Origin of the sequence: Nostoc sp. CENA543 (assembly GCF_002896875.1) — a bacterium.
Lineage (GTDB): Bacteria > Cyanobacteriota > Cyanobacteriia > Cyanobacteriales > Nostocaceae > Trichormus.
Genome location: NZ_CP023278.1, coordinates 6,805,921 through 6,826,853, shown reverse-complemented (window position 1 = coordinate 6,826,853; position 20,933 = coordinate 6,805,921). Strand labels below are relative to the sequence as shown.

Genomic DNA, 20,933 nt, shown 5'->3' with positions numbered 1-20,933 from the left:
CATTACTCATTACTCATTACTCATTACTCATTACTCATTACTCATTACTCATTACTCATTACTCATTACTCATTACTCATTACTCATTACTCATTACTCATTACTCATTACTCAGCACTCATCACTCACCACTCATTACCCATTTCAGCACAAACCCCCAGATTAAATCTGTGGGGTCGGCAATTATGAATTCGATGTTACTGATGAGATAACTTTGATTTAGATAAAACCTGTTCCTTTCCCTCTAACATCATCTTTTTCAGTTAATTCGCCTTCTTTGTCTTCATTAACTTCTGCTAACTCTTCCATTCTATTAGCAGTGTCTTTTTCGGTTACAGCAGCAGCATCTCCTGGAACTTCATAATACATTTCCGGCTCGATAGCATAGTTATTTAATAACCCTTCTTTGTCTACTGTATAGCCATCTGTAGTGCGGATACTTTGAGCATCTGTTTGATCATCTGTAGGCGCGTCTGCTTCTCTTTCTTCTGTGGGGAGTGTTTTGTATAAATCTCCTTCTCTTTCTCTACGAGCAGCAGTTTCCGCAGGTACAATGCCTCTATCGTAGGTATCTACTTCTACACGCTCATGTGAATCAATTGCTCTATTTTGTTCATTAGTCATAAATCTATCCTCGTTAAAAAGATTGTTAAAACTTCGAGAACTAGATTATGCTTTTGCCAACTATAAATCTACTATCTTTAGTATTGATCACTAGACAAATATGTATCATTCTTTTCTATCTTGAGAGATATATAGGAATCCTACTTAATTATTGAAATTATTGGCGTAGGTAGGGAACTCTTAACAGGGAACGGGAAAATAAGTAACAGAGGTGTACTGAGTTTTTTCAGGAATCAAATATGAGTCCTATAGAGTTGTAGTAATTTTTGAAAACTTACTTAATAACTAGTATTAATTGTATTCAGGAAAAAACCCAGTTGATTCATCAAGCTGGGTTTCTGAATTGAAGCTATAGGTAAGAAATTCAGGTGATAGTATTTTTATGATTATGATTCCTGAATTTTCATTAGAATTTAATTACCGAAAAACTGGTTTTTCAGTGTGTTAATTTCCGAGAATAGCTCTTGGCGAGTGGAAGATTTAATGAGATAACGGAAAACAAACCAACCGGAATAACTAATGCCAATTACTTCAAAAATGGGTGATAATAGAGGGATATCGTTGATGGCATCAATCAAGGCCAGTAATACCCTTAATGTCACTACCACTGATAAGATAATTAAGGCAGTGATTATGGGTTGTTTATATTGTTGATAGAAACTTCCTAAATAATCAGGTAGCTTTCCTAAAGTGTCAGCTACTTGTTTGGCTGTTTGCTGCCACTCAGCATTAGTATTACTAGCTGACGGGAGCTTTTGGATCTGACCATTCTCAGGGCTAGCTAGTGCGATCGCGCCTTGTGGTAGAGTGGCATTTAAGGATTCCGCTTGTTGTTGTTCGGTTTCCATAGTTCTTCTATTTTGGTAATCAAAACAATTATTCTAAGTGAGCATGATGTAAATAAACATAATCATGAGCGTTGTCAAATGTCAATCAAGATAAGTCAGTAGCTGGGTTAACTACTGACTATTTTAATGATTAGCTATATTTATTTACACTTGCTTACTTTCGGCAAGTTTGCACTGAGTCAGTTTAGCTGTTTGGTGGCGCGACGGTAGCATTAACGACTACCTGTGTAACACCCTTAATTTCTTTCGCCAATGGTTCAATTTTAGCTAACTGCTCTTGGTTGTTCACGGTTCCTGAAACCGTCACCGTACCATCTTCCTTGGCATTAACTGTTAATTGACCATTAGGGATGTTAGCCTCTAGTTTTGACCGCACTTCACTAGCCAGATCTCCTTCGGCTCTTTCTCTATCTCCACCAGTCGCATTATTACGCTGTTCACGGGCGCGAATATCTTCGTTCAGTTGTCTCCTGCGGAGTTCACTTTGCGCGTCTTGTTGAGCTTCTTGTGTCACCTGTGCAGTGGGTGCTGTTGGTTGTTCGTCTGGTGCGGGTGCAGTTACAGTTGTTTTGGCTGTATCTTGACAAGCTGCTGCACCAACTACTAGAACACAACTAATGATAAAAGGAGTTAACTTCTTCATGTCTTTACTTCTGGATGTGAATTTGGGGAATGGGTATTGGGGATTGGGGATTGGGTAATGGGGGCTGGGGAATGAGTGGAAACTGTAAAATCACCCGGAAACCCTTGTAAAATAACAATTCTTTAATTTTGAATTTTGAATTGGTATTACGCCCCTCTCCCATGTTTTAGTTAGATTTGTCCTTCTCGATGGTCGATAATTACTACCGCAGGATCTTGACGATCGCCTGTAACTGGGTAGTCAGTCCGCACGATGTCTTCGTTTCTGGAGCGATTCAAGTCTTGATAGTGGTGTTCTCTATCTACATCAGTGGCATCAAACACGGCGAACTCTTCAATACCTCGATGTCTGAGAATAGCTTCAGCTTGCTGGATTTGTGTTTCTGTACCATCGACAATAATCAAGTAATCACCTCTTTGGAAGCGATCGCTATAAACTCTGGCGCGGTTTTCGGGAATTCCTAAACCAACTAACCCGCCAACGATTCCTCCGGCTGCTGCGCCAATTGCACCACCTGCTAAAGTTGTCGCCAAGGCAGTTGCGACTGCACCACCGGCAATGACTGGGCCGATGCCTGGAAGAGCTAAGGCACCTAAACCAACTAATAAACCGCCTAAACCGCCTAAAACTCCGCCTGTCGCAGCTCCTGCTTTAGCTCCTTCATCGGCTTTATTACCTGTACCTGGTGTTCGATGACTATCAGCATCTTTCGCAATTAAAGAAACCTGGTTCATCGGGAAACCTGCGTCCCGCAACTCAGCTAATGCGAGTTCTGCGTCTCGACGATGGGGAAATACACCAATGGAGCGTTTCCTTGTGTTGACGGGGACACTAGTGTGAGTGTCTGGCTCAAAAATTTGCCACTGGTGAATGTTGTGGCGATTCAGTATGGCAGCTGCACGTTGCAGTTCTGCATCTGTACCACTGACTGCAACTATGTAGTCGCCATGATTGATGCGCTCATTGTAGAAACTGGTGCGATCGTGAGGCAAACGCCAACGATTGGGATCAAAACGGTTAGTTACGTCAATACCGGTCAAAGAAGGACGCTGTAAGGGTTCACGATGGATTAAAGAGAGTTGATTCAGAGGGAAACCGGCATTCCGCAAATCGTTAATTGCCGCTTCAGCATCTGCCAATTGCGGAAAATAACCGATCGCATACTTGCGAGTGCCGACATCTGTAGTAGATGTAGTAGAACGTTGTTCATGGGGATGGTCGTAAACACCGTAATCTTCAATGCCACGGCGATGTAAAATGGCCTGTGCCTGAGAAATTTCTGCATCTGTGCCATCGATAATGACTAAATAGTGTCCCCGCCGCACCCTCTCTTCATAAACTCGTGCGCGTTCTTCAGGAATACCCAAACCAATCAATGCACCTAGTAAACCACCAGCCACAGCACCAATCCCTGCGCCGGCTAGGGTAGTGGCTAGGGTAGTGGCAGTGGCACCCGCTAGCATGATGGGGCCAATTCCAGGAATTGCTAGAGTCCCAAGACCAACTAACAAACCACCTAAACCACCTAAAACTCCCCCCGAAATTGCTCCGGTTGCTGCACCTTCGTCAGCTTTATTGCCGACTTTCTCCTGCACGGGAGTACCAGCAATCTCATCATCTCTATCTGCACTTTGTGCAATCACTGAAACTCGATCCATAGGAAAGCCGGACTGCTTCAGTTCATGTAGTGCCGCTTCCGCATCCCGGCGATGAGAAAACACACCTACAGAACGTCTATGTATACCTACAACCATGTCTGAATTGCTCCGATAATCAACACAATAATTACTGATAAAAAAATCCATTCACAAATAGAGAAAAGTTTGATATCAATACTTTCAATGAACCATTTTTAAATTTGTTTTTCATCAATCTGGCGAGATAATTTCTGGTTCTATCAAGAGATATAGAGAATATTGTCTGCACAATTAGTATTGATAATGTTCATCACTAATAAGGATTTGATAGAGCAAATAAACGTACTAAATATATATTTAGATGACGTAACAAAAATTAATTAGTATCTTTTTTGACGCTTTAAGTAAAAGTTATAAATGTTAGGATCATCTGGCAATACTACTATTCAAAAAACTCTAACCTGAGATAATTTAAATTCCTACTCCAGAAAGTGAAATCCCCAGACAACTGATACTTAGACTGAGAGATAGACCTTGAATCTATTGTGTAGAAGAGAAAAATACGATGTGGCAAATTTTGACAGGTATTTTTACACAGTCTTGGCTATCTTTCGGAATCACACCCACGACAAGATTGCCAGATGTCATAGTACCAGTAGAACCATTTTTTGGTCTTTCAGCTTCTAAGTTCATAGTAGCCTTATTAGCTGGTACTTTAATGGCAGTCGCCTTCCAATTATTATTAACTAACCTTTCAGTAGCCGCTAGAATATCAACTTTAGGAACTGATATCGATGATGACGATGAATCAGAAAGCCTGGGTAGAAAAATTCGTAAAGTTGAAGCTAAAGTTGGTACATGGGGTATCATTACCGCTAGTATGGCGTTATTTACCGCTTGCTTTTTAGCAGTGAAACTGACTTTAATTAGCAGTGCGTTGTTAGGAGCTATTCTTGGCGTTGTCATTTGGTCTACCTATTTCTTATTGGTAGCTTGGTTGGGTTCTTTTGCAGTCGGCTCTTTACTTGGGTCGCTCATCAGCAGCATCAACTCTGGTTTACAATCCTTGATGGGAACAGCAACTACAGCCATTGGTGCTGCTGCTACACAGCAACAAGCAGTTTCCACAGCACAAGAAATTACAGCCGCAGTCAGAAGAGAATTAACTGCTGGTTTAGATGCCGCAAGTATTACCAATACTTTGCAAAATTCTTTAGCATCTTTACCCTTCCCCAAATTAGATTTAACAGAAATTCGCCATCAATTTGATAAAATTCTCAGTGATGTTGATTGGCGATCGCTAGCAGATGGTGATTTACTCAAGAATATCAATCGCCAAACTTTCGTAGATTTGATTAGCAAGAACACAAATTTATCTCAGGATAATATCAATCAGATTGCCGACCAACTAAACGCCGCTTGGCAACAAACTTCTGCTCGTCAAAATCCTACAGAACAAGTAATTAATTTGCTAAAATCTGCTACTCCTGAAGAATTAAATTCAGAAAAATTAGGTGAAAGATTACAGCAATTAGTTACTGCCAGAAGCAGCAATGGTAACGGTAGAAATGGTGTATTGAAACAGGCTGTGCAGTATGGAGTAACTGCTGCTATTCCTGCTGTTTTAGAGCGGGTTGATGTTGCTGACATTGATGTGGAAAAAATCACCCATCAATTGCAACAGTTAAAAGAAAAAGTGCAAGATATTGATGTAGAGAAAATCACCCACGAAATCCAGCAACTCAGAGAGCAAGCCACCGAGCAAGTTATCACTAGATTCCCCACACCAACAGACAATACCATCAAATCAGATGTCAAAGACTATATCCTGAATTCTTTCCCTTGGCATTTCAACCGCATCACTATTAGAGATGAATTTGCGGAAGTTATCTATGATCCCCAAGCCGATCCGACAAATGTGCGTCAGCAATTAGAACAACTCCAGCCGAGTGACTTTAGCAACTGGCTCAAACAACGAGGTGACATCAGTGAAGCCAGAGTCACAGAAATAGCGCAACAGATGGATAGTATCCGTCAAGAAGTTCTAGAAACTGTGCAGCAATCTGAAAAGGTGGAAAAAGGTCAACAAATTCGCCTCCGCATTGAAAATTATTTACGTGCAACCGGCAAAGAGCAACTCAACCCAGAGGCGATTCAGCAAGACTTTACCAACCTGTTAAGGGAATTAGATAATCAATCGATAGATTTTAGCACCCTCTTACAAGGATTTGATCGGGAAGCCTTTGTGCAGATACTTGTGCAACGGCAAGATTTTAGCGAAGAGGAAGCTAATAAGATTGTGGGTCAATTAGAAGGTATATGCAATGATATCTCTAATCAAGCTAGAGACCAGCAAGAACAAGCCACAGCCAGAGTGAATCAACTATGGCAAAAGGTAGAAGATTATCTCCGCAATACCAACAAAGATGAGTTAAATCCTGAAGGTATTCGCCGTGATTTTCAAGCATTGTTGGCAGATCCCCAAGGAGGAATTCAACAAATTAGATCCCGTTTATCGCAGTTCGATCGCGATACCTTTGTCCAACTTCTGAGTCAGCGTCAAGATTTGGACGAAGAGCAAATCAATCAAATTATTGATCAGCTAGAGTCTGTCAGGGATAACGTTTTACACGCACCACAAGCAGCATTAGAGCAAGCTAGAGAACAATACGATCGCACTATTGCTGCTATTGGTGATTATCTGAGGGATACTAACCTAGAAGAACTCAACCCCGAAGGTATAAGAGGCGATTTAGAAACCTTACTGACTCAGCCACAAGAAGGTGTAGAAGCTTTGCGGGAAAGATTGGCGCAGGTTGACCGCGAAACTTTAGTCAAACTCTTGACTCAACAGGGAAATTTAACTGAAGAGCAAGTTAATCGCACCATTGACCAAGTACAAGAGGCAATTGGCAACATGATCAGAACACCCCGCAGTTTAGCAAAGCGGACTACTCAAAGGGTGGGAGATTTTGTCACCAATCTGGAAAACTATCTGCGTCAAACCAATAAAGACGAACTCAATCCTGAAGGTATCAAACGAGATTTAAGATTGCTTTTGCAAGATCCGCGTTTGGGAGTGGAAAATTTCAGCGATCGCTTGTCTAAATTTGACCGTTCGACAATGGTGGCGTTGCTATCTCAAAGGGAAGATATCTCCGAAGAAGAAGCTAACCGCATTGTTGAGCAAATCGAGTCAGTACGAAACTCGATTGTTCAGCAAATCCAGCAAGTTCAACAAAGATTCCAGTCAGCAGTTGACCAAATCTTTGTGAAGATTCGTCAGTATCTCGACTCTTTGGAACGTCCAGAACTCAGCTATGAGGGTATTAGACAAGACTTCATAAAATTGTTTGATGATCCACAAGTGGGATTTGCCGCTTTGGGCGATCGCCTTGGTCAATTCAACCGTGATACTCTAGTTGCCATCCTCAGTTCCCGTGAGGATATTTCCCCAGAAGACGCTAACCGCATTATCAACCAAATCGAAGCCGCAAGAGATAGTGTGCTGCAACGCGCCGAAAAAATTCAACAGGAAACCCAAAGACGCATCAAAGCAGTTCAACATCAAGCTAAACAGCAGGCTGAAGCCACCAGAGACACAGTTGCTAGTGCAGCATGGTGGTTATTCGGTACGGCTCTATCTTCCCTTGTTGCCAGTGTAATTGCTGGTGTAATTGCTGTCACAGGCTTATCTTTACCTGGATAAGTTCACATCTAGTTATATCAACTGATAACCCCAGTTTCTTCAGGAAACTGGGGTTATTTTATATTGTGCTGAGAAAAAAACATTTTTGCGTAATTTCTGCCTTAACCTGCGACATATATAACAAATATTATTGAAGTGTTAATGAATATTCTGAGACTGAGTCAGTAACAGACTGCGTTCTGCTTTTGGCGATCGCATTATTTAAATAAAGATAAATTATGCTGAACTATAACATAAGTATAATTTATTATTTGGTTGTGTGGGGAGTGAAAATTATGCTAGAAAGACTCTTATTAGCAGGGATTTTAACATTTACTCTCAGTTTATTTCCTCAAGTACATCGTTCATCCCCTTGGGGAAAGAATCCACAAATAAATACTGAGAATAATACCGTTTTAACTTTCAATCAGTCTGGGACAAAACTATTCAAAATTCCCAATTGATGCTGATTTAGGTGACTTTATCCATTCAGAAAGCTATATTTAGCCGGAATGAAGAGAATTTGTGGCTAATTTGTCTACGCGGACTGAGGGAACTCCTACTAGAGAATATACTATCATTGCGTAGGCAGGGGGCAGGGGGAGAAATTCAATGCCCGATGCCCAATTCCCGATGCCCAATTCCCAATTTTCCGCGAGCAGGCTTGTGATGTCTAACTCCGATCTTCCCAGCATCAATGATGTACTGACAGCACAACGACGACTGGCTGGTATTGCTCACCGCACACCAATACACACCTCTCAAATCATCAATGAACACACTCATAGCCAAGTGTTCTTCAAGTGTGAAAATTTTCAACGCACTGGCTCATTTAAATTTAGGGGTGCGTATAATGCCTTGTCACAACTATCTTCAGCACAAAAACAACAAGGTGTCGTAACATTTTCATCGGGAAATCACGGACAAGCGATCGCCCTAGCCGGAAAATTACTGAATATCCCAACTACAATTGTGATGCCCGATGATGCGCCCCTAGTGAAGCAAACAGCCACCCGCAGTTATGGCGCAGAGGTAATTTTATACAATCGTCAAACTACGAACCGTGAAGAATTAGCGCGAAATTTCAGCAGCGATCGCGGTTTAACCTTAATTCCGCCTTACGATCATCCCCATGTGATCGCCGGACAAGGTACAGCCACCTTAGAACTGATTCAAGAAGTAGGCGAACTAGATGTATTGCTGGTTTGTTGTGGTGGTGGAGGATTGATTTCTGGGAGTGCGATCGCGGCCAAAACCCTGTTACCCAATGTGCGCGTTATTGGGGTAGAACCAGCACTGGCTGACGATGCTACCCGTTCTTTCTATAGTAAAACCTTGCAAACTGTCCACAATCCCGATACCATCGCCGACGGTGCGCGGACTCCCTGCTTAGGTAAAATTACATTCCCCTTAGTGTTGCAATATGTTGATGACATGGTGACAGTCTCAGAAGCCGCAATTGTTCGCACCATGTTTTTTCTGTGGGAACGGATGAAAATTGTTGTTGAACCCACTGGGGCATTAGCCGCCGCCGCTTTGTTAGAAGGTGTAATTACAGCCTCTCAAATGAGAGTAGGTATTATTATTAGTGGTGGCAATGTGGATTTTACGCAAATTATCAAGAAACAGATGGGAGAAAATCCCTAAATCAGAGTCAAACTTCAGAAAAATTCACCTTGACAATTGCGTAAATATATTTCTAGCGACAGAAGATTATCCATACACACTTTTAATAGTCTCTTTTTTATCAAGTGTGTTACTTAATCTTTTTGTAACCAAGGAAAAATCAGGTGAAAAGTTTTAAAAAGCTATCTGCGATCGCATTATTACTATGTGCTTTTGCTTATCCATCCTCAATGGCTGAAGCCAAAACTACTTCTCTAGATAATTCTCTGCAAACATCAAGTTTGGATACAGGGGAAAATGTTGTTACCGTTAGCAACGACGAGTTACTGCTAGCTCGCCGATATGATCGACGGCAGTATATCCGGCGGCACCAAAGAGCCAGACGGCAATATATCCGACGCAATGAAAGAGCCAAACGGCAGTATATCCGACGCAATGAAAGAGCTAGAAGGCAATACATCCGTCGGCGATACGATAGACGCTATTGATATTACCAAGGGGTAGAGCGCAAGAGAGAGAGTTTACAACTTGTATCGATAAGTGCTTTTTCCATAAAGATAGAGACGTTGCATAGCAACGTCTCTACTTGGATGAAATCACTGACAATAGTCTTTAACAGAACCGTATGGACGGAAACTCAGCATTTTCTCACTATTGGTGAATAGCTTAATGACTGGCTACTACTCCTTCTAAAGCAGTGAGTCTGTCTGCTAAGAGTTTTTCTAAATCTTCCAGTGCTTTGGTAAAGCCTTTGATCCCTTCGTCGAGTTTGTCATAAGCCATGCGGTCAGCTGCGTGCATTTGATCAAAGGTAGCCTTGTCAATGGATATCTTTTGAATATCAGAAGTAGCTGCTTTTGTGGGTTCTAATTTGCGGGGTAGGTCGCCGATAGTAGCTTGTAATTCACCCAACAAAGAGGGAGAAATGGTCAATAAATCGCAACCAGCTAGTTCAGTAATTTCGCCGATATTACGGAAGCTTGCACCCATAACTTCGGTTTTATAACCAAATTTTTTGTAGTAGTTGTAGATTGTAGTAACTGATAATACGCCAGGGTCTTCCGCAGAAGGGTAGCTATCTCTACCGGTTTCTTTTTTGTACCAGTCGAGAATGCGTCCAACGAAGGGAGAAATTAGGGTGACACCAGCTTCCGCACAAGCGATCGCCTGATGCAAACCAAACAGCAAAGTTAAGTTACAGTGAATCCCTTCTTTTTCCAGAATTTCTGCCGCTTTAATCCCTTCCCAAGTAGAAGCGATTTTAATTAAAACGCGTTCTGGAGTAATGCCAGCAGCTTTATACTGAGCAATTAATTCTCGTGCTTTGCTAACAGTAGCTTCAGTGTCGTAGGATAAACGCGCATCTACTTCTGTAGACACACGACCAGGGATAATTTGCAGAATCTTCAGACCGAAGGAAACTGCTAAACGATCAAAAGCCAAAGTTACGATTTGACCTTTGTTAGCACCTGCACCTGCGTCTTTTTTAGCTTGCAGTAAAGTCTGATCCACAATGTCTTGATATTCCGGCATTTTAGCTGCTGCCGTAATCAAAGAAGGATTGGTAGTAGCATCTTGGGGTTTAAACTTTTCAATGGCTTGGATATCACCTGTATCTGCCACCACAACGGTCATTGTCCGCAATTGTTCTAGTAAATTTTTAGACATAAAATACTCCATGATTGTTGTTGATCTGTGCCTTGGGCATAGGGCATAGGGCATTCAATTTCCCCCTGCCCCCTGCCCCCTGCCCCCCTGCCTCCCACGCCCTGCCCTCTGCTTCTTCAAATAAGGATCTACACTTCCCCTCTTCTTTACACCCATTTTTCTGCTTAACAATTCTGATTTTGGCAATTTTTCTTAACTCTTGCCGATCGCCGGAAGCCTCAGCCTAATTCTAGGCTGTTAAGCAGTGATTGGTTGTCCGATAGAATGCACTTTGATTAAACTAGTTGTTCCTGATTTACCAATTGGAACTCCAGAGGTAATAACTACCTTATCTCCTTCGTGAACTAAGCCTGTTCTCAGGACGGTGCTGACTACATTCGTAAACATTTCTTCAGCACTATAAACAGGAGGGATCAACAAAGGTTCCACACCCCAAGATAAAGCTAACTGATGATAGCTGGTTTCATCGGGAGTGAAGGCAAAAATTGGGGTGCTGGGGCGATATTTGGAAACGAGTTTGGCTGTACTTCCCGATGAGGTGTTACACAAAATCGCCCGTGCGCCGGTTTCGTAGGCGATACGACAGACGGCTTCGGCTACGGATTCGGTAACGCTTAAACCCCCAGCTTCATGAGTCCAACAGTGTTTACTACCCTCCTGCAAGGATTTTTCTGTAGCGATCGCAATATCGTTCATCACTTGCACGGCTGCTATGGGATACTGTCCAACAGCAGTTTCGCCAGAAAGCATGACGGCATCTGTACCATCGAGAATGGAGTTGGCTACGTCGGTAGCTTCAGCACGGGTGGGGTCAGGTGCGCTAATCATGGACTCTAGCATTTGGGTGGCGGTAATTACTGGCTTACCTGCCTGATTGCAACGGCGAATGATATCTTTTTGGATCAAGGGGACTTGGTGGATGGGCATTTCTACACCTAAATCGCCACGGGCAATCATAATCCCATCGGCAGCAGCAATAATAGAATCAATTTGCTCTACTGCTTCTGGACGTTCAATTTTAGCAATTACCCGAATCGACAATCCCGCCGATTCAATCATCCGTTTGGCTGGTTCTAAATCATGGGGAGACTGCACAAAAGAAACCGCCACCCAATCAACACCCAATTCCATGCCAAAACGCAAATCCTGTAAGTCTTTTTCTGTGATGGAACTGACAGGTAAGCGAGTTACAGGCAGGTTGACCCCTTTGCGGGTGGAAATAACCCCACCAGTTTTGACCAAAGCATGAATGCGATCGGCATCGCGATCGCATACCATCATCTTCACCCGACCATCATTAATTAAGATGGGTTCTCCTGGTCGTACCATTGCGAACAAAGTCGGCAAAGGTAAGGGCAATTCGTGGATATTTTCACCCTTTTCCTTTAACACAAAGGTGACTTGATCACCGGCTTCCACCGTCAAACCTTCTGGTGGTAAAGTTCCCAACCGAATTTTCGGCCCACATAAATCCTGTAACAAAGCCACAGGTTTTTGTTCATCAGCACTGATTTGCCTGATATATTGAGCCGTTTGGGCATGAAACTCATAAGCCCCGTGGGAAAAATTCAACCGCGCCACATTCATCCCGGCTTCTACCAATGCTTGTAGTCTGTCTGGTGCAGAGGTAGCAGGCCCTACAGTACAGATAATTTTTGTTCGACGCATATGTGTGAGGAGTTAGGGATTGGGGACTGGGGCAGAGGGCAGGGGGCAGGGGGCAGGGGGCAGGGGGATTTTTTCTCCTCTGCTCCCTGCACCTCCGCTCCCCTGCTTCTTCCTCGCCCTGTTCTCTTCTTAAACTGCGGCCAATTGCTCTTTCTGTGCCATTGACAACATTAAGTCAACTACACGATGTGAGTAGCCCCACTCGTTGTCATACCAAGCGACCACTTTGAAGAAGTTGGAGTTCAATTCGATACCAGCACCTGCGTCAAAAATACTGGAGTGGCGATCGCCTTGAAAATCTGTAGATACGACTTCTTCGTCGGTATAACCCAAAACTCCGGCAAGTTTTCCTTCAGCCGCAGCTTTCATGGCAGCACAAATTTCTTTGTAGCTGGTGGCTTTCTCGGTTTTGAAGGTTAAATCCACTACAGATACATCAGGGGTAGGGACTCGGAAAGCCATCCCAGTCAACTTACCTTTGAGTTCTGGTAATACCAAAGCCACGGCTTTAGCTGCACCGGTGGAAGAGGGAATAATATTTTGGGCTGCACCGCGACCACCGCGCCAGTCTTTCTTACTAGGGCCGTCTACTGTGGGTTGGGTAGCAGTCATGGCGTGGACTGTGGTCATTAACCCTTCCGCCAAACCAAAGTTATCATTAATTACTTTGGCGACGGGAGCTAAACAGTTTGTAGTGCAGCTAGCATTAGAAACAATCACATCCTTACTGGGATCAAAAGTTTCATGGTTAACGCCTACTAACAGTGTCTTAACTCTTTCTGGGTCTTTGGTGGGTGCAGAAATAACTACGCGCTTCGCACCTGCTTGCAGGTGTTTAGATGCGCCTTCGTAGTCAGTAAATAGTCCAGTTGATTCCACAACATAATCCGCGCCTAATTTACCCCAGGGCAATTCAGCCGGATTTCTTACGGAAACACAAGGGATGAAGCGTCCATCAACGACAATACCATCTTCTCTGGCTTCTACCTGACCGTGATATTTACCGTGAGTCGAATCGTACTTTAACAAGTAAGCGAGGTTATCTGGTGGTACAAGGTCATTAATCCCGACAAACTCAATATCAGGATTGTTAATACCAGCCCGAAACACCAACCGACCGATACGGCCAAATCCATTGATGCCTACTTTTAACTTTGCCAAAACAAACCTCCTTGAAACATAAATTCAAAATTCAAAAATGTAGATTGAATCTTGATTTTGGCGAATTAGTATGATGCACCCTGAGTAAACGCCTCAAATACCAATTTTGGATTTTGGATTTTGGATTTTGGATTAAAAGCCCAGATTCTTAGGCTATTCCAGGATCTTGAAACAATACTACCTATCCCAAATCGATATAACTTAAGGCGCACAAACGTTTTACCCTAGCCGCAAAATTGGATTTAGCCGGGTGAATTTTAGTATGACTGAGCTGATCGTGACAGTCCTGGCTGCCAAAAGCTCATTTACTTGGCATATTTTAAGGTTTTGGGAGTGGGGCATGGGGCATTGGGAATGGGGCATCGGGCATCGGGCATTGAATTTCCCCCCTGCCTCCCTTGTCTTCCTTGTCTCCCCTGCCCCCTGCCCCCCTGCCTCTTAATACGGCCACTGCCAGTCCCGAATTTCTGGCATATCTTCGCCGTATTTAGCGATGTAGTGTTTATGTTCGATGAGTTTGTCTTGGAGATGTTGCTTGACGTAAGCGGCTTTGTACCCTAGTTTGGGGACGCGATCGATCACATCCATGACTAAATGGAAGCGATCTAAATCATTCAAGACAACCATATCAAAGGGGGTGGTGGTAGTTCCCTCTTCTTTGTAACCGCGCACATGGAGGTTTTTATGGTTAGTTTGGCGGTAGGTGAGACGATGGATTAACCAGGGATAGCCATGAAAGGCAAAGATAATCGGTTTATCTGTAGTAAAGATGGTGTCAAATTCTTTGGCAGTTAAACCGTGGGGATGTTCTGTGTGGGGTTGTAAGGTCATCAAATCTACAACGTTGACTACCCGCACTTTTAAGTCAGGGAAGTTTTGCCGCAAAATATCCACAGCAGCTAGGGTTTCTAAGGTGGGGACATCGCCAGCACAACCCATGACTACATCTGGTTCACCACCTTGGTCATTACTTGCCCATTCCCAGATACTAATGCCTTTGGTGCAGTGTTTCACGGCTGCATCCATATCTAGGTATTGCAATGCTGGTTGTTTACCTGCCACGATGACGTTGACATATTGACGGCTTCTTAAACAGTGGTCTGTCACCGACAAGAGAGTATTGGCATCGGGTGGGAGATAAACGCGAATGATTTCGGCTTTTTTGTTCATCACATGGTCGATAAAACCAGGGTCTTGGTGAGAAAAGCCGTTGTGGTCTTGTCGCCAAACGTGGGAGGTGAGGAGATAGTTGAGGGAGGCGATGGGTCTACGCCAAGGTATATGGCGAGTAGTTTTCAACCATTTGGCGTGCTGGTTGAACATCGAATCAATGATGTGGATAAATGCTTCGTAGCAAGAGAAGAAGCCGTGACGACCTGTCAGCAGATATCCTTCTAACCACCCTTGACAGCAAGTCTCACTGAGAATTTCCATGACTCGTCCATCGGGGGAGAGATGGTCATCTTCTGGGAGGGTTTGGGCTACCCAAGTCCGGTCTGTGACATCTAAGACGGCATTGATGCGATTGGAAGCGGTTTCGTCAGGGCCAAATACGCGGAAGTTTTTGCTATCTAGGTTGAGTTCCATCACATCCCGTAGGAATTTGCCTGTGACTTGGGTGGCTTCAGCAATTACTCTTCCTGGTTGGGGAACGTTGACTGCATAATCTTGGAAGTTGGGCATCTTCAAGTCACGCAACAAGATACCGCCGTTAGCATGGGGATTGTCGCCCATGCGGCGATCGCCTGTGGGGGCAAGTTCTGCTAGTTCAGGAATTAATTTACCGTTAGCATCAAAGAGTTCTTCGGGTTTGTAACTCTTCATCCAGTCTTCTAGGAGTTGGATGTGGTGGGGTTTATTCGCTAAATCTCCAAAGGGGACTTGATGCGATCGCCAATAATCTTCTGTTTTTTTCCCATCTACTTCTTTCGGCCCTGTCCAACCTTTGGGGGTTCTCAAGACAATCATTGGCCACATGGGTCGTTTGGTAAACCCATGCACACGGGCTTCTCGTTGAATATTACGAATTTCGTGAGTGATGGTATCTAGGGTTGCTGCCATTTGCTGATGCACATCGGCGGGATCTGAACCTTCCACAAAGTAAGGTTTATATCCGTAACCAACAAATAGGCTTTCTAGTTCCTCGTAACTCAACCGTGCCAAGACCGTAGGATTCGCAATTTTATACCCATTTAAATGTAAAATTGGTAACACTGCCCCATCAGTAACAGGGTTGAGAAACTTGTTAGAATGCCAGCTAGTAGCTAAAGCACCAGTTTCTGCTTCTCCATCACCAACGACCGCCGCCACAATTAAATCTGGGTTGTCAAAAGCAGCACCATAGGCATGAACTAAGGCATAACCTAATTCTCCCCCTTCATGAATCGAACCAGGGGTTTCCGGTGCTACGTGACTAGGAATACCACCAGGGAAGGAGAATTGTTTAAACAGCTTTTTCATCCCCTCCGTATCTTGGGAGATGTTGGGATAATATTCACTGTATGTTCCTTCTAAATATGTATTGGCTACTAGTCCTGGCCCCCCGTGACCAGGGCCAGCAATGTAGATCATATTCAGGTCATACTTTTTGATGATTCTATTGAGATGAACGTAGATAAAATTCAAACCTGGGGTTGTTCCCCAATGTCCCAATAGTCTAGGTTTAACGTGTTTTAAGGTGAGAGGTTCTTTCAGCAGAGGGTTGTCTAATAAATATATTTGCCCTACTGACAAATAGTTCGCTGCCCGCCAGTAGGCATTCATTTTATGCAATTCTGCATCGGTTAAAGGCTTTGTCTGTGGAGGACTTGCTAAAGTCATCTTCAACTCCATTACACAATAATTTTGCCGAATTCTGTTCTATGTCAGTGTAGTTATTTGCGCTTTGAAGGTCATCTTACTCATGACAAATTTTTCCAGTTGGCTCTGGAAAAATAAGTGTGATTAGCTATTGACTACACTGGCAGCAATCTACAATACAAATCAAATAATTACAGTAATGACCTCTAGGCAAGGTTAACAGAACTTACATTTTGATGAGTAATTTTTAACATTGATTTTATGCGTTATTAAGAAAATTACAAATATGTTGAATCTTTTGATACTTTTTATTGATGGTTATGGGTTGTTGTAGAGACTTTGTATAAGTAGAACGACTTGAAAAAACCAAACTATGTAAAGTAATGTAAAAAAAACTGAATTTAGTTCGTAGTGAGGACTTTAGTCCTCTCTTAAGGACTAAAGTCCTCTCTTCGAGACGCTGCGCGAACACTACAAACCTTTAATTATTTACACCGTTCTACTTACAACGTCTCTAACCATTTAATGGGTATCAGTGAAATAAATATTATTTATTGGCGATCGCTTTTACTTCTTCAAGTGATAAACTCAACGCTTGGGCAATTTGCTCTAAATTTAAACCCATTTGTAATAGTTGGGGTATTGCATTGAATCTAGCTTGTTCAGCCTGTTCAGCACGTTGGCGTTCTTGTTCAGCACGTTGACGTTCCTGTTCTACCTGTTGAGAGATTTCTATATAAGACAAGAAACGTTTACCATCTGGACGATATAGCTGTAAACCCTCTGGGGATAAGACAAAACGGATTTTCAAGCGTGGACTTACCCAATCGTCCATTTGCAAAATCACATCTAAACCATCTTCACCACGCAACCAACCTTGCAAGTTTTTGCCGTCTGGATCATATATGTAATACTCTTCTACTCCATAGCGGTCATAGAACAGCAGTTTTTTATCCATTTCTATTGGTGTATTGCTGGGTGAGAGGATTTCAAAGACTACTTGTGGTGCAATTCCGGCTTCTTTCCATTGCTGGTAAGATAGTCTATCTCTCTTCGGTCTATCAAAAACTACCATGACATCTGGGGCATTGACGATGTTATTTCGTCCCTCCACTGGATACCAAAATAAATCCCCAGCTACAAATACGTTAGGATCATCGGCAAATAGCCAATCTATATTCTGTTTGATTTCTACAATCCAGCGAAACTGGATGGTGTTATTCGCCACTGGTTGTCCGTCACTATCGGGATAGATGACCTCTGTTTGGGTTGGTGGTGGGATTTCCAATACCATAGCTTCCCTCTCAGTAGGATGTTTGATGATGATGCTTCCAAGTTAGCAGATGGTAGTTAGTAGTAAGGACTTTAGTCCTTAGAATATTCAGGACTAAAGTCCTTACTACAAAACCTTTCATGTGTAAATAGCTCAAATGGGAAGCAAAGTAGTATTATTGTACTGCTATGGGCGTAGTGATAACAAACCTTAATAAAGATAGTATTATTAAGAACTGTTTCACGCTGCCTCTCATTATTGGCCTGTCAATATGTCAGATCACAAGCTAGCCGCATCCTTGAATGGACACCTTCCCTACCCCAACTCTAACCCCCAGAATACTATTCGGATTCGCGGCGCGAGACAGCATAATCTGAAGAATATTGACTTAGAATTGCCACGCGATCGCCTGATCGTGTTTACTGGTGTCTCAGGTTCGGGTAAATCGTCTTTGGCGTTTGATACGATTTTCGCCGAAGGTCAACGGCGTTACGTAGAATCTCTGAGTGCTTACGCTCGACAGTTTTTGGGACAATTAGATAAGCCAGATGTAGAAGCAATTGAAGGTTTAAGTCCGGCGATTTCCATTGACCAAAAATCTACTTCTCATAACCCCCGTTCTACGGTGGGGACGGTAACGGAAATTTACGATTATCTGCGGCTGTTGTATGGTCGGGCTGGTGAACCCCATTGTCCCATATGCGATCGCTCTATTGCACCTCAAACTATAGACGAAATGTGCGATCGCATTATGGAACTACCAGACAGAACTAAGTTCCAAATTCTCGCCCCTGTGGTGCGGGGTAAAAAAGGAACTCACCGCAAGTTATTATCTAGTTTGGCTTCCCAGGGGTTTGTGCGTGTCCGCATTAATGGCGAAATTCGGGAACTGTCGGACTCAATTGAGTTGGATAAAAATTATACCCACAATATTGAATTGGTCATTGACCGATTGGTGAAAAAACCAGATATTCAGGAACGTTTGGTAGATTCATTATCTACGTGCTTGAAACAATCTGGTGGTATTGCTAGGATTCTCATCAGTCCCAATAGTGATAATTCTACTGAAGAAGAACAAGAATTAGTCTTCTCAGAAAACTTTGCTTGTCCAGAACACGGTGCGGTAATGGACGAATTATCACCACGCTTGTTCTCGTTTAATTCCCCCTATGGTGCTTGTCCGAACTGTCACGGAATTGGGACATTGCGGAGATTTTCGCCAGATTTGGTAGTACCTGATCCTGAAGCACCAGTATACGCTGCGATCGCGCCTTGGTCAGATAAGGAAAATTCTTATTATCTAGAATTACTTTATAGTTTGGGTAGTAATCATGGGTTTGAATTACAAACAAATTGGAGTAAGTTAACACCCCAACAACAACAAATTATTCTATATGGGGAAACGGAAACTAATAAAGACCAAAAAACACCACAATATAAAGGTGCAATTCCCATTTTGCAGCGACAATATGAAGGTGGTTCGGAGTTAATTAAGCAGAAATTAGAGCAGTATTTAGTTGATCAACCCTGTGAGGTTTGCGGCGGTAAAAGATTAAAACCGGAAGCTTTAGCAGTGAGATTGGGACAATACAATATTTTAGATTTGACCAGTGTATCGATTCGGGATTGTCTGGAAAGGATTAATCATTTAAAATTGAGCGATCGCCAGATGAAAATTGCTGATTTAGTCTTAAGAGAAATTAGAGCTAGATTGCAATTTTTATTAGATGTCGGTTTAGATTATCTTAGTTTAGATAGAGCCGCCATGACCCTTTCTGGTGGAGAATCACAACGCATTCGCCTAGCAACACAAATTGGTTCTGGCTTAACAGGAGTTCTCTATGTTTTAGACGAACCAAGTATTGGTTTGCATCAAAGAGATAACAGTAGATTACTCAAAACTTTAACTAAATTACGAGATATAGGTAATACTTTAATCGTTGTAGAACACGACGAAGAAACCATTCGCGCCGCCGATTACATAGTGGATATCGGCCCTGGTGCGGGAATTCATGGTGGTAATATTATCGCCCAAGGTGATTTACAATCATTACTCACTTCAGAAGAATCATTAACAGGTGCATATTTATCAGGAAAAAAAGTCATTCACACCCCCACAGAACGCCGCGAAGGGAATGGACGCAGCTTAATTATTAAAAATGCCCATCGCAACAATTTAAGAAATATTGATGTGGAAATTCCTTTAGGTAAACTTGTAGTGGTCACTGGTGTTTCTGGTTCTGGCAAATCGACCTTAATTAATGAATTACTTTACCCATCATTACAACATCATTTAACTAAAAAAGTACCTTTACCAAAAGATGTTGAAAAAATTCAAGGATTAAATAGTATTGATAAAGCAATCGTTATTGATCAATCTCCCATTGGACGTACACCCCGTTCTAACCCCGCAACTTATACAGGGGTTTTTGATGTCATTCGAGAGGTATTTTCACAAACCGTAGAAGCTAAAACCAGAGGTTATAAACCAGGACAATTTTCTTTTAACGTCAAAGGTGGACGTTGTGAAGCTTGTGGGGGACAGGGTGTCAATGTCATTGAAATGAATTTTCTCCCTGATGTTTATGTCCAGTGTGAAGTGTGTAAAGGTGCGAGATATAACCGCGAAACTTTGCAGGTGAAGTATAAGAATAAGTCAATTTCTGATGTTTTGAATATGACGGTTGAAGAAAGCTTAGAGTTTTTCCAAAACATTCCCAAAGCTGTTAATCGTTTACAAACATTAGTTGATGTCGGGTTGGGTTATGTGCAGTTAGGACAACCCGCAACTACTTTATCTGGTGGTGAAGCGCAAAGGGTGAAATTAGCCACAGAATTAGCGCGTCGTGCTACAGGTAAGACCATTTATTTAATCGATGAACCGACAACAGGTTTATCTTTTTATGATGTGCATAAATTATTAGATGTGTTGCAAAGATTAGTAGATAAGGGTAATTCTGTTTTATTAATTGAACACAATTTAGATGTGATTCGTTGTGCTGACTGGGTGATAGATTTAGGGCCAGAAGGTGGCGATAAAGGTGGAGAAATAATAGCTGTGGGAACACCGGAGGAAGTTGCTAAAAATAATCAGTCTTATACTGGGCAATATTTGCAGCAAGTTTTACAACAGTATCCAGCAATGAAGTAAGGGACTTTCAGATAAAAAATATCCAAACTGTAGGGTGCGTCAGTATGAATAATCTTTTGGTATAGTTAGGTTTTCTTGCACTGACGCACTCTACTAAGCTGTTTATTGGGGATAATTTATTTTTTGGTGTAGTTTATCTACTGGAAT

13 protein-coding genes are annotated in these 20,933 nt (G+C 42.5%); 4 read left to right on the top strand and 9 right to left on the bottom strand.

Annotation, left to right across the window (positions count from 1 at the left end):
- Positions 1-219 precede the first annotated feature (219 nt).
- From CLI64_RS28635 to CLI64_RS28620, 4 genes are all read right to left on the bottom strand, one after another.
- Positions 220-624 carry a hypothetical protein gene (locus CLI64_RS28635; protein WP_103140372.1) on the bottom strand — a complete coding sequence of 135 codons (405 nt, stop codon included), beginning with the start codon at positions 622-624 and terminating at the stop codon, positions 220-222.
- Between the two features lie 413 nt (positions 625-1,037).
- Positions 1,038-1,472, bottom strand: coding sequence for a CAAD domain-containing protein (locus CLI64_RS28630; RefSeq protein ID WP_103140371.1), 435 nt, complete (start codon positions 1,470-1,472; stop codon positions 1,038-1,040).
- A gap of 184 nt (positions 1,473-1,656) precedes the next feature.
- Positions 1,657-2,115: a BON domain-containing protein gene (locus tag CLI64_RS28625; RefSeq protein WP_103140370.1), complete on the bottom strand. Its 459-nt coding sequence runs from the start codon at positions 2,113-2,115 to the stop codon at positions 1,657-1,659.
- 170 nt (positions 2,116-2,285) lie between these two features.
- Positions 2,286-3,869 carry a general stress protein gene (locus CLI64_RS28620; RefSeq protein ID WP_103140369.1) on the bottom strand — a complete coding sequence of 528 codons (1,584 nt, stop codon included), beginning with the start codon at positions 3,867-3,869 and terminating at the stop codon, positions 2,286-2,288.
- 448 nt (positions 3,870-4,317) lie between these two features.
- Here CLI64_RS28620 and CLI64_RS28615 point away from each other — a divergent pair, with 448 nt between their 5' ends.
- The 3 genes from CLI64_RS28615 (at position 4,318) to CLI64_RS31055 (ending at position 9,554) form a co-directional block, all read left to right on the top strand.
- Positions 4,318-7,461 carry a hypothetical protein gene (locus CLI64_RS28615; RefSeq protein ID WP_103140368.1) on the top strand — a complete coding sequence of 1,048 codons (3,144 nt, stop codon included), beginning with the start codon at positions 4,318-4,320 and terminating at the stop codon, positions 7,459-7,461.
- Between the two features lie 648 nt (positions 7,462-8,109).
- The gene (locus CLI64_RS28610; RefSeq protein WP_103140920.1) at positions 8,110-9,087 is read left to right on the top strand and encodes a threo-3-hydroxy-L-aspartate ammonia-lyase; all 978 of its coding nucleotides are present in this window, start codon (positions 8,110-8,112) and stop codon (positions 9,085-9,087) included.
- Between the two features lie 143 nt (positions 9,088-9,230).
- Entirely contained in the window at positions 9,231-9,554 is a 324-nt protein-coding gene (locus CLI64_RS31055; protein ID WP_157943333.1) for a hypothetical protein, read from the top strand.
- Between the two features lie 178 nt (positions 9,555-9,732).
- Here CLI64_RS31055 and CLI64_RS28605 read toward each other — a convergent pair whose 3' ends face one another.
- From CLI64_RS28605 to CLI64_RS28580, 5 genes are all read right to left on the bottom strand, one after another.
- Complete coding sequence (locus tag CLI64_RS28605) at positions 9,733-10,734, bottom strand: transaldolase (RefSeq protein ID WP_103140367.1); 1,002 nt, start codon at positions 10,732-10,734, stop codon at positions 9,733-9,735.
- A gap of 237 nt (positions 10,735-10,971) precedes the next feature.
- Positions 10,972-12,402, bottom strand: a complete 1,431-nt coding sequence (gene pyk / locus CLI64_RS28600) for a pyruvate kinase (protein WP_103140366.1) — start codon at positions 12,400-12,402, stop codon at positions 10,972-10,974.
- Between the two features lie 129 nt (positions 12,403-12,531).
- Complete coding sequence (gene gap, locus CLI64_RS28595) at positions 12,532-13,563, bottom strand: type I glyceraldehyde-3-phosphate dehydrogenase (protein WP_103140365.1); 1,032 nt, start codon at positions 13,561-13,563, stop codon at positions 12,532-12,534.
- Between the two features lie 438 nt (positions 13,564-14,001).
- The gene (locus tag CLI64_RS28585; protein WP_103140363.1) at positions 14,002-16,383 is read right to left on the bottom strand and encodes a phosphoketolase; all 2,382 of its coding nucleotides are present in this window, start codon (positions 16,381-16,383) and stop codon (positions 14,002-14,004) included.
- A gap of 526 nt (positions 16,384-16,909) precedes the next feature.
- Positions 16,910-17,656, bottom strand: a complete 747-nt coding sequence (locus tag CLI64_RS28580; RefSeq protein ID WP_103140362.1) for a Uma2 family endonuclease — start codon at positions 17,654-17,656, stop codon at positions 16,910-16,912.
- Positions 17,657-17,906: 250 nt separating this feature from the next.
- Between CLI64_RS28580 and uvrA the strand changes: the two genes are divergently transcribed.
- Entirely contained in the window at positions 17,907-20,786 is a 2,880-nt protein-coding gene (uvrA, locus tag CLI64_RS28575; protein ID WP_103140361.1) for an excinuclease ABC subunit UvrA, read from the top strand.
- Positions 20,787-20,933: the final 147 nt, after the last annotated feature.